At 74.9% G+C, this 3,292-nt stretch carries 3 protein-coding genes and 1 pseudogene; all 4 read right to left on the bottom strand.

The window, feature by feature from the left end; translation table 11 throughout:
* Nucleotides 1-485: pseudogene (locus M8J73_RS12690) on the bottom strand (Rne/Rng family ribonuclease); the annotation flags it as partial.
* A 246-nt stretch (nucleotides 486-731) separates the two neighbouring features.
* Entirely contained in the window at nucleotides 732-1,529 is a 798-nt protein-coding gene (locus M8J73_RS12685) for a TIGR03936 family radical SAM-associated protein (RefSeq protein WP_055540613.1), read from the bottom strand.
* A 48-nt stretch (nucleotides 1,530-1,577) separates the two neighbouring features.
* Nucleotides 1,578-2,804: a hypothetical protein gene (locus M8J73_RS12680; protein ID WP_249828614.1), complete on the bottom strand. Its 1,227-nt coding sequence runs from the start codon at nucleotides 2,802-2,804 to the stop codon at nucleotides 1,578-1,580.
* Between the two features lie 99 nt (nucleotides 2,805-2,903).
* Nucleotides 2,904-3,059 carry a hypothetical protein gene (locus M8J73_RS12675; protein ID WP_157873046.1) on the bottom strand — a complete coding sequence of 52 codons (156 nt, stop codon included), beginning with the start codon at nucleotides 3,057-3,059 and terminating at the stop codon, nucleotides 2,904-2,906.
* Nucleotides 3,060-3,292: the final 233 nt, after the last annotated feature.

Raw genomic sequence — 3,292 nt, 5'->3', positions numbered from 1 at the left:
GCCTCCGCGGCGGGCGCCTCGGTGACGGCGGCGTTCTCCTCGGCGGGGGCCGGCACGACGGTCTCGGCGACCTCGGCGGCCTCGGCACCCTTGGGGGCGCCGGCGGGCGCGGAGGCGCGGCGCGTGGCACGACGGCGCGTGCGCCCGGCGGGCGCGGCCTCGACGGCCTCAACGGCCTCGGTGGCAGGCTCGGAAGCCTCCACGGCCTCCTCCACCTCATCGGTCACGGCAGCCACATCGCTCTCGGCGGCCACGACGTTCTCGTCCGTCTCAGCAGCCTCACCGGGCTCGCTGCTCGCGAGGTCCGCGGCCTCCGCCACCGACACGGTCGGCTCGACGGTCTCGGCGGACGCCTCGTTCGCCGCGGTCGGCGGTCCCGCCGGGCGGGACGCGGCACGGCGGCGACGGCGCGGCGGCAGGGTGTCGCTGGGCGTGTTGCGGTCGGAGCCCTGCGCGGACTCCGTGTTCTCGATCTGTTCGGGCATGCGGGCGTTTCTCCCGTCAGGCTCCCGGGCGCCGCACCCGGGTCCGGCGTGGCCGGTGACGTCCGCGGCTCGCGTCGTACGCGACTGCCGCCGTCCGGGGCGCGGGCGCCGCTCGGGAGCTCTCTGTGTCCTGTCTCGCCGGTTCCGTACGCCGTGTTGCGTACGGCCTGGCGAAAGTCTTGTGGTCGGTGCGCTGCCCGACCCAGGTGGCTCCCGGATACGAGGGCGGCGCTACGACGTCCGTCCCTACGCGGGGCCGACCGGCTCCGACGCCTTCGCGGCGGCAGTGGGGGCGGCCGTTGTGAGGGCCGCCGCTGCCTCGCGGTCGGGCGCGAGCGGGTCGGTCACCGTGCCGGTCTCTTCATCGAACAGCCCCTGCGCCAGCCTGGTCACCGCTGCGGGGACCGGCGGCGCCAGGTCGGCCACGGCGCGGAGACCGGACAGGACGTCGTCGGGTCGTACGGCAGGCGTCACGTGCCGAACAACCAGCCGCAGTATCGCACAGGGCTGGTCGGTCGGCCTATCAGCCTCGGGACTCGGCGTCTCGGCACCGTCGACACGGTCGAGTTCGACCACGGCGGCACGGGCGTCGAACGTCCGTACGCCGTTCTTGGTCATGCGCTGGACCTCGACGGCGTCGGCCGCGTTGAAGGCCGCTACCGCGCGGGCGGCGTCCGCCGGGTCCACGCCGTCCAGCCGCAGCTCCCAGACGGAGGCCGTGAGCCGGTCGGCGAGGCCGGAGGTGCGGGCCTCGACCGCGTCGACGATGTCGAGGCCGGTGGGCAGCGACTCGTCGAGGAGGATCCGGAGCTTTTCCGGGTCGCGCGCGTCTGTGAGCGCGATCTCCAGGTACTCCGCCTCGCTGCCCGTGCCGGTGGGTGCGGCATTGGCGTACGACACCTTCGGATGCGGCGTGAACCCCGCCGAGTACGCCATGGGCACCTCGGCGCGGCGCAGCGCACGCTCGAAGGCGCGCTGGAAGTCACGGTGGCTGGTGAACCGGAGGCGGCCGCGCTTGGTGTAGCGCAGTCGGATGCGCTGCACCGCGGGTGCGGGCGGCGGGCCTTCGGGCTGTCGCTTGCCCAGTGTCGTTCATTCCTTCGTGAGAGCGGTCGTACTGCTACCAAGAGTACGTGCCTCGGCGGCTCGCGGTTCCCGCCGGGCGGCGGGCACCGGTTCCGCCGGCCGTCCGAGGAGTGCCTGGCGCACACTGGCGCGGGCCTGCCGGAGGGAGGCGCGGGCGGTGTCCAGGGTCTGGCGGGCGGTGCGGCCGACGGCGCGGGCGGCAGCGGCGGCGGGCTTCCAGACCATGTCCCGTACGACATGGCCGACGGGGGTGAGGACGGTCCGGTACACCCAGCGCGTCGGCTCGACGACGAGCCAGCGGAAGAAGGTGGCCAGGGCCCGTCCGACGGCGAGGGAGAGGCGCCCGGCGATCCGCCAGGCATGGCCGAGCGCGTCCAGGATCTCGCGTCCGACGACGGCGAGGGCGCGCCCGACCGGGGCGAGCACCCACCGCCACAGCGCGAGCGCGGGCAGCACGAGCAGGACGCGCAGCGTCCAGTAGAGGCCGAGCCCGATCCCGGTGAAGATCATCCGTATGAGCCACAGGGCTCCCCCGGCCGTCCAGGCGAGGGCGTGGCCCACCGGCGTCAGCACCCACCGGTACAGCCAACCGGCCGGTACGACGACGAGGTACCGCACCAGCCAGGCCACGACCGCGAACACCCCGAGCCCTACGGCGGCGATCCCGCGCCAGAGCCCCCTGGCCAGCCAGGCGAGGCCCCGCCCCAGCGGCACCAACGTCCAGCCGTACAGCCACACGAGCCCGGCCCACGCCCCGGTCGCGGCCCACACCACCCCCGCCCACGCGCCGGTCGCGACCCACGCCAGGCCGGCCCAGGCACCGCCCGCCGCCCACGCGACGGCGCGGCCGATCGGGGACAGGACGTACCTGTGGAGCCAGATCAGGGGGAGGACGAGCAGCCAGTACCCGAGCCGGCCGAGCCCCTTGGCGACCGGCACGACGACGTGGCGCCACAGCGCCACCCACGGCCACACCAGCACGGCCTTCGCGAGCCACAGCAGGGCCCGCCCCGCGGGCCGCAGCACGGTGTCGTCGAGGAACCGGCCCGCGACAACGAGCGCGTCCCACGCCATCCGCACCGGAAGGACCAGCACGAGCACCACGATCCGTACGGGAATCCGGATCGCCGCGGTGAGGCACCCCTCGGGTGCCTCAGGTGCGGGCGTCGGCCGCGGGGGCGTCCGGCGCGCCGGCTCGGCGGGCTGCGGTGCGGGCCGTTTCTCCAGGTCCATGACGACGTAGACGCATCGGCGACCTGTCCGGATGCAGCCCCGCCCCCTCGACTTCCCCACCCGGCCGGGACGGTCGGCCGCCCACGCCGGTGGAGTCGCTCAGCGCTTCCGCCCCGAGGACCTCGCGGCCTTGCCGGCCCTGGACTTCGGGCGGCGTGTCGCGGTGGCCGGCCGGGGCAGCGCGACGGCGTGTTCCGCGGAGAACTGCCGGTTGAACTCGACCTGGTGGCGGACGAGTTCGGGCAGGTCGGGCATCGCCAGCAGCCGGTCGCCCGCCCGGATCGTAGACCCGCCCGGTCGTAGTGATGAGGCCGAAGCCCCTTGGCTCCCGCATCACGCACGAGACCCCCGACCGGTCAGGGCGGGGGTCTCGCGCACGACGTGGACCGGGGTCGCTCACCCGGCCTGGGCGGCCTTCTTCACGGCCGGCGGCAGCAGCCACGTGCTGTCAGGCGGGTCGTGGTGCTGTCTTGTCCGTGCGTTTGGCT

This window comes from Streptomyces neyagawaensis, assembly GCF_023516595.1.
GTDB classification, from domain to species: domain Bacteria; phylum Actinomycetota; class Actinomycetes; order Streptomycetales; family Streptomycetaceae; genus Streptomyces; species Streptomyces neyagawaensis.
Note: the sequence above shows the minus strand (reverse complement) of the source record. Positions and strands in the feature narration are given on the sequence as shown.

Excerpts from the sequence above, each read along its gene's own strand:
- M8J73_RS12680 (WP_249828614.1), bottom strand. The coding sequence starts at position 2,804 with ATGGACCTGGAGAAACGGCCCGCACCGCAGCCCGCCGAGCCGGCGCGC.
- M8J73_RS12675 (WP_157873046.1), bottom strand. The coding sequence starts at position 3,059 with ATGCCCGACCTGCCCGAACTCGTCCGCCACCAGGTCGAGTTCAACCGG.